The sequence below is a fragment of the Mycobacterium sp. TH-M106 genome, from assembly GCF_057473765.1.
On the sequence record NZ_JBYCLE010000126.1, the window covers coordinates 1 to 6,569 of the forward strand.

Consider the following 6,569-nt stretch of genomic DNA (forward strand, 5'->3'; position numbering starts at 1 on the left):
ACATACCGAGTTGGCTGGCCCGCACCGGATTCCAGCTGATGGATCCGCTGAAAAGCGCGAAAGCCCGGATAGACTTCCTGCGCCAGCTGCACGACCGCGAGGCCCTGCTGCCGCGCGAAGCGCAGCGCCGGTTTCTGGGGTCCGAAGGCTGGATCGCGTGGTCGGGCCCGGCGATCTCCGAGCTGCTCAAGCAGGTCATTGCCCACAACAGGATGATGACCGGCGGTTTCGCCATCAACGGACAACTGGTGACGCTGACCGACATCACCTGTCCGGTGCTGGCTTTCGTCGGTGAGGTAGATGACATCGGGCAACCCGCAGCGGTGCGCGGCATCCGGCGCGCGGCACCCAACGCCGACGTGTACGAGTACCTGCTGCGAGCGGGGCACTTCGGGCTGGTCGTCGGATCCAAAGCGGCCGAGCTGACCTGGCCGACGGTCGCCGACTGGGTGCTGTGGCTGTCCGGTCAGGGTGATGTGCCGACGGGCGTGGTGCCGATGGCCGACCAACCGGCCGAGCAGACCGACACCGGCGTAGCGATCGGCGCCCGGATCGCGCACGGTTTGGGGGAGGCCTCCGAGATGGCGCTCGCTCTGGCCCGCGGTGCCGCCGATGCCGTCGTCGCGGCGAACAAATCGGTGCGCACCATGGCGGTCGAAACAGCCCGGACGTTGCCGCGGTTGGCCCGGCTGGGCCAGATCAACGACCACACCCGAATCTCCCTTGGTCGGATCATCGGCGAACAGGCCGACTCCGCGCCGAACGGGGAGTTCCTGCTGTTCGACGGGCGAGTGCACACCTATCAGGCCGTCGACCGGCGGATCGACAATGTCGTCAGGGGTCTGATCAAGGTCGGGGTGCGCCAAGGCGTTCACGTCGGTGTGCTGATGGAGACGCGGCCCAGTGCCCTGGTCGCCATCGCCGCGCTGTCCCGGCTGGGTGCGGTCGCCGTGTTGATGCCGCCTGACGCGGACTTGGTCGCGGCCACCCGGATCGGTGGAGTGGCCGAGATCATCACCGACCCCATCAACCTCGACAAGGCGCTTGCTGCGGCGCGCCAATCGCCCTGCCAGGTTCTGGTGCTCGGCGGCGGCGAGTCGCGTGACCTGCGCCTTCCCCGAGACGCCTTCGCAACCGGCCAGGTCATCGACATGGAACAGATCGACCCGGACACTGTCGAGCTGCCCGGCTGGTATCGGCCGAACCCGGGATACGCCCGCGATCTGGCGTTCATCGCATTCAGCACGGTCGCCGGCAAGCTGGTCGCCAAGCAGATCACCAACTACCGCTGGGCGCTGTCGGCGTTCGGCACCGCGTCGACGGCCGCACTCGGCCGCAGCGACACCGTGTACTGCCTCACCCCGCTGCACCACGAATCCGGCCTGCTGGTCAGCCTGGGGGCTGCGGTGGTCGGCGGTACCCGGATCGCCTTGTCCCGTGGCCTGCGGCCGGACCGGTTCGCCGCCGAGGTGCGCCAGTACGGCGTGACCGTGGTGACCTACATCTGGGCGATGCTTCGCGAGGTCATCGACGATCCTGAGTTCGTCCTATACGGCAATCACCCGGTGCGGCTGTTCATCGGTTCGGGGATGCCGACCGGCCTGTGGCGCCGGGTGATAGACGCGTTCGCCCCGGCCCAGGTCGTGGAATTTTTCGCCACAACCGATGGTCAGGCGATACTGGCCAACGTGTCCGGGGCCAAGGTCGGCAGCAAGGGCCGTCCGCTTCCCGGCGCCGGTGAGGTCGAGCTCGCCGGTTACGACCCCGAGAACGACCTGATTCTGGAAGACGACGACGGCTTCGTGCAGATCGCCGCGGCCAACGAGGTTGGGGTGCTGCTCGCCAGGCCTCGCGGGCCGGTGGACCCGGCCGCGTCGGTGAAGCGCGGGGTTTTCGCCCCGGCGGACACCTGGGTGTCCACCGAGTACCTATTCCGGCGCGACGGTGACGGCGACTACTGGCTGATCGGCGGGCGCAGTGCAGCGCTGCACACCGCCCGCGGCATCGTCTACGCGGTGCCGATCACCGATGCGCTGGGCCTGGTCACCGGTGTCGACCTGGTAGTGACATACGGGGTACCCGCCCATGGCGAGCAGATCGTGGTGTCGGCGGTGACGTTGCGGCCGGGTGCGACGATCACCGCCGCGGACCTGAGCGAGGCGGTGGCGAATATGCCCGTCGGGCTAGGGCCAGACGTCGTGCATGTGGTGCCGCAGCTGACACTCAGCGCGGCGTACCGCCCGCAGATCGGCGACCTGCGCGATGCCGGAATCCCGAAGCCCGGCCGCCACGCCTGGTATTTCGACACCGGCAGTGGCCAGTTCAAACGGCTGACCGCGGCGGCGCGCACCCAGCTGATCGGGAAGCGCTCATGATCGACGAAACCCTGTTGAACATCCTGGCGTGCCCGGCGGATCGGGGCCCGCTGCTGCTGATCGAGCAGGCCGACGGGGAGCTGCTCTACAACCCGCGGCTGCGCCGCGCGTACCGCTTCGAAGACGGCATCCCACTGCTGCTGGTCGATGAGGCTCGCGACGTCGACGACGACGAGCACGCCCGGCTCATGGCGCGGGCGCGACCGGCAGATCCCCGGTGAGGTAGCGCTGCAGATTGGGCGCGATGGTCGTCGCGATCTGCTGCACGGGCAGCGACGCGAACGGCTCCAAGCCGATGATGTAGCGGGCCATCACCACACCGACCAACTGGGTGGCGACGAACTCCGCTCGGATGATCCCGGTGCCCGGAGGATCGTCGACTCGGGCAGCCAACTCGCTGACCACGACCTCGCGAAAGAACGAGCGCACCAAGCTGATGTCGTCACCGGCCAGGGTGGACCGCAGCGTCGCGATCAGCCCGGCACCCAGCTCGGAATCCCACAGCGGCAGGAGCACAGAGGGCAATCGCAGGCCGAGCTCCTCGATGGGAGTTTCCCGTAGCGGCTCGATCACTTGCATAGGATCGATCGGGAGTTGAATCGCGGCGGCGAAGAGCTGTTGTTTGGTTCCGAAGTAGTGATAAACCAGTGCCGAATCTACCCCGGCGGACGTAGCCACCGACCTCATCGAGGTGTTGTTGATACCGTTGCGGGCAAACAATTCCCGCGCGCTAGCCAGGATTCTGGCACGGGTGTCGGAGGTGGTACCCGGTGGACGTCCGGGTCGTTTCCGGTGCGCATGGCGGGCCGTCGTCACGGTGTCCGCCGACGCAGGGTCGCCGCCGCGAGACCTAGTGCAGCCATGGCAAATACCAGCACGACGACGACATCGCGCACCGCGATGCCGGTCAGCTCCGGGTACCCGGCCACCTGCTGTAGCGCTTCCAGAGCGTAGCTGGCCGGCAGCGCGTTGCTGATCCACTGCAGCCAGGTCGGCATCAGGGCCCGGGGCACAATGATGCCGGCCAAGAGCAGCTGCGGCACTATCACCAGGGGGATGAACTGCACTGCCTGAAACTCGGTGCGGGCGAACGCACTACATAACAGGCCGAGTCCGACACCGAGAACAGCGTTGACGATCGCGATCACAAACACCCATAGCGGGCTGCCTTTCGTGTCGAACCCAAGGAACCAGAACGACACGACGCAGGCCACGAACGCCTGCGCCGCTGCGGCGATCGAGAATGCGGTGCCGTAAGCGACCAGCAGGTCGAACCGGCGCAGCGGCGTGGTCAGGATGCGTTCAAGGGTGCCCGAGGCCCGCTCCCGTTGCATCGTTATCGACGTGATCACGAACATCAGAAACAGCGGGAAAAGGCCCAGCAGGATCAGGCAGGCGGTGTTGAACGGTGACGGGGTTCCGGGGATCCCCGTGACATTTTCGAACATGAAGTACATCAACGTGATAACCAGCACGGGCACCATCAGGATCATCGCCATGCTGCGATGGTCGGCCGACAGTTGGCGCAGGATCCGCGCCGTGGTCGCGACAGACGCCTTCACGGAGGCGGGTAAGCCTAGCCGGCTCGGCGCGCGGTGTCGCGGGTGATCATGGACAGAAACGCGTCTTCCAGGGACGGACATCCAGTGTCCTCTCGTAGTCGAGTCGGGCTGGTGTGGACGACCAGATGGCCGTCGCGCATCAGCACCAGGTCAGCGCAGTGGTCGGCCTCGTCGATCACGTGGCTGGACACCAGTAGGGTGATCCCGTCGCGGGCGAGGTTGTTGAACTGCTCCCAGAGTTCCACTCGCAACACCGGGTCTAGGCCCACCGTGGGTTCATCCAGCACCAGCAGATCGGGTTGACAGACCAACGCGCAGGCCAGTGAGACCTGGGTGCGCTGGCCGCCGGAAAGGTTGCCGCAAAGGGCGGTGCGCTGGCCGGTCAGGCCCACTCGCTGGATAGCGGCGTCGGCGGTGTGGCTGTCGAACCCGTACAGTGACGCGAAATAACCGACGTTGTCGACGATCCGCAGGTCGTCGTAGATGGTCGGGTTCTGCGGCATGTATCCGATCCGCCGGCGCAGCTGGGGCGTTCCCGCCGGCTTCCCCAGAACGGTGACCGACCCCGCCGTGACGATCTGGGTGCCGACAATGCAGCGCATCAGGGTGGTCTTGCCACAGCCGGACGGGCCGAGCAGGCCGGTGATGGTGCCGCGGGCAATCCGCACCGACACGTCGTGCAGGGCCGGGCGCTTACCGCGAATCACTCGTAAGTGATCGATGTCCACCGCCGGCCCGGCACCGCGGTCAGACAATTCACCGTATGGTGAAATCATCATATGATGAATATCCACCTCGGCAATCGCCTTGTCAAGGATCGGGCAGAATCATCGCCGATGGACGCTGACCAGCTGGCGGTCGACCCGGTCGCCGCCGCCCACCGGGTGCTCGGCGCCACGGTCACCGGCCGGGGGGTGCGGGTCCGGATCGTTGAGGTCGAAGCGTACGGCGGCGTCGCCGACGGCCCCTGGCCGGATCGGGCGGCGCACTCCTATCCAGGGCCCAACGAACGCAACCGGGTGATGTTCGGGCCGCCGGGGCACCTGTACACCTACCGCAGTTACGGGATCCACGTGTGCGCGAACGTCGTCTGCGGCCCGGACGGGGCGGCTGCCGCGGTGCTGCTGCGGTCCGGGATGGTCGAGGGCGGGATAGCGGCGGCTCGCGCCCGGCGCGGCGGAGCGCGCGACACCGCGCTGGCACGTGGGCCCGGCAACCTGTGTTCGGCATTGGGAATCACGATGGAGGACAACGGGATCGACCTGTTCGACCCGGGCAGTCCGGTGCGGTTGCAGCTCAACGAGGCCGTGACAGCCAGCGAAGGCCCGCGGGTGGGTGTCAGCCACGCCGCCGACCGGTCGTGGCGGTTGTGGCTGACTGGCCGGCCGGAGGTTTCGGCGTACAAACGCAGTCCACGCGCTCCGGTGCCGGGCGACAGCGACTGATCCGGGAAGATCTGAACCTATGGGTACTGCGTCTTCTCGGTCTTCGACGATTCTCGACGAGCTGGGCTGGCGTGGGCTGATCGCCCAATCCACCGACCCGGACGCGCTGGCAGCGGAGGTTCGCCGGGGGCCGATCACCGTCTACGCCGGCTTCGACCCCACCGCGCCCAGCCTGCACGCCGGACACCTGGTGCCGCTGCTGACGCTGCGTCGCTTTCAGCGTGCCGGGCACCGGCCCATCGTGCTGGCCGGCGGGGCCACCGGTCTGATCGGTGACCCACGCGACGCAGGTGAGCGACCCCTGAGCACCGCCGACACCGTGGCCGGGTGGGCCGAGCGGATCCGCGGGCAGCTGGAACGCTTCGTCGACTTCGACGACACGCCGACCGGTGCGATCGTGGTGAACAATCTGGAATGGACGGCCGACGTGCCGGCGCTTGCGTTTCTGCGCGATGTCGGCAAGCACTTCTCGGTCAACGTGATGCTGGACCGTGACACTGTCCGGCGGCGCCTGGACGGCGAAGGAATCTCCTACACCGAGTTCAGCTATATGCTGCTGCAGGCCAACGACTACGTGGAGCTGCACCGGCGGTACGGCTGCTCGCTGCAGATCGGCGGGTCCGACCAGTGGGGCAACATCATCGCCGGGGTGCGGCTGGTGCGCCAGAAGCTGGCGGCGACCGTCCACGCCCTGACGGTGCCGCTGGTGACGGCCAGCGACGGCACCAAGTTCGGCAAGTCCACCGGCGGAGGCAGCCTGTGGCTCGATCCCGCGATGACCAGTCCCTACGCCTGGTACCAGTACTTCATCAATACCGCCGACGCCGACGTCATCCGCTACCTGCGGTGGTTCACGTTCTGCTCCGCCGACGAGCTGGAAGAGTTGGCGCAGGCCACGCAATCGCGGCCGCAGGAGCGAGCCGCGCAGCGGCGGCTGGCGCGGGAGTTCACCACCCTGGTCCACGGTGCGGCCGCCACCGAGGCGGCTGAGCTGGCCAGTCAGGCGCTGTTCGGCCGCGGCGAGCTGACCCGACTCGACGAGGCAACACTGACGGCGGCGCTGCGCGAGACCCGGGTCGCCGAACTGGCGCCGGGTGAACCGGACGGCATTGTCGACCTGCTGGTGGCCACCGGGCTGTCGGCGAGCAAGGGTGCGGCCCGGCGCACGGTGGGCGAGGGCGGGGTTT

At 67.6% G+C, this 6,569-nt stretch carries 7 protein-coding genes; 4 read left to right on the forward strand and 3 right to left on the reverse strand.

The annotated features are described in order from the left end of the window. Both AC2VOP_RS04505 and AC2VOP_RS04510 read left to right on the forward strand, forming a co-directional pair. Positions 1-2,375: AMP-binding protein (locus AC2VOP_RS04505; RefSeq protein ID WP_486959833.1), on the forward strand; the 2,375-nt coding region annotated here is incomplete at its 5' end. After that, a complete protein-coding gene (locus tag AC2VOP_RS04510; RefSeq protein ID WP_486959834.1) occupies positions 2,372-2,596 on the forward strand; it encodes a Trm112 family protein in 225 nt (74 codons plus the stop codon). The genes AC2VOP_RS04505 and AC2VOP_RS04510, both read left to right, overlap by 4 nt. Here the strand turns inward: AC2VOP_RS04510 and AC2VOP_RS04515 are convergent. The 3 genes from AC2VOP_RS04515 to AC2VOP_RS04525 are packed head-to-tail and all read right to left on the reverse strand — an operon-like array spanning position 2,562 to position 4,716. Next, positions 2,562-3,191: a TetR/AcrR family transcriptional regulator gene (locus AC2VOP_RS04515; protein WP_486959835.1), complete on the reverse strand. Its 630-nt coding sequence runs from the start codon at positions 3,189-3,191 to the stop codon at positions 2,562-2,564. The genes AC2VOP_RS04510 and AC2VOP_RS04515 overlap by 35 nt on opposite strands. Continuing rightward, positions 3,188-4,018: an ABC transporter permease gene (locus AC2VOP_RS04520; protein WP_486959836.1), complete on the reverse strand. Its 831-nt coding sequence runs from the start codon at positions 4,016-4,018 to the stop codon at positions 3,188-3,190. Before AC2VOP_RS04520 ends, AC2VOP_RS04515 begins: the two co-directional genes overlap by 4 nt. Continuing rightward, a complete protein-coding gene (locus AC2VOP_RS04525) occupies positions 3,952-4,716 on the reverse strand; it encodes an ABC transporter ATP-binding protein (RefSeq protein WP_486959837.1) in 765 nt (254 codons plus the stop codon). Before AC2VOP_RS04525 ends, AC2VOP_RS04520 begins: the two co-directional genes overlap by 67 nt. Positions 4,717-4,773: 57 nt before the next feature. Here AC2VOP_RS04525 and AC2VOP_RS04530 point away from each other — a divergent pair, with 57 nt between their 5' ends. Beyond that, on the forward strand, positions 4,774-5,382 hold the full coding sequence (locus AC2VOP_RS04530; protein WP_486959838.1) for a DNA-3-methyladenine glycosylase: 609 nt from the start codon (positions 4,774-4,776) through the stop codon (positions 5,380-5,382). Positions 5,383-5,401: 19 nt separating this feature from the next. Continuing rightward, a partial coding sequence (gene tyrS, locus AC2VOP_RS04535; RefSeq protein WP_486959839.1) for a tyrosine--tRNA ligase occupies positions 5,402-6,569 on the forward strand: 1,168 nt, incomplete at its 3' end.

Bases quoted from the DNA above. Each gene is read 5' to 3' on its own strand.
- AC2VOP_RS04530 (WP_486959838.1), top strand. From the start codon at position 4,774: ATGGACGCTGACCAGCTGGCGGTCGACCCGGTCGCCGCCGCCCACCGG.
- AC2VOP_RS04510 (WP_486959834.1), top strand. From the start codon at position 2,372: ATGATCGACGAAACCCTGTTGAACATCCTGGCGTGCCCGGCGGATCGG.
- AC2VOP_RS04520 (WP_486959836.1), bottom strand. From the start codon at position 4,018: ATGTCCGTCCCTGGAAGACGCGTTTCTGTCCATGATCACCCGCGACAC.
- AC2VOP_RS04525 (WP_486959837.1), bottom strand. From the start codon at position 4,716: ATGATGATTTCACCATACGGTGAATTGTCTGACCGCGGTGCCGGGCCG.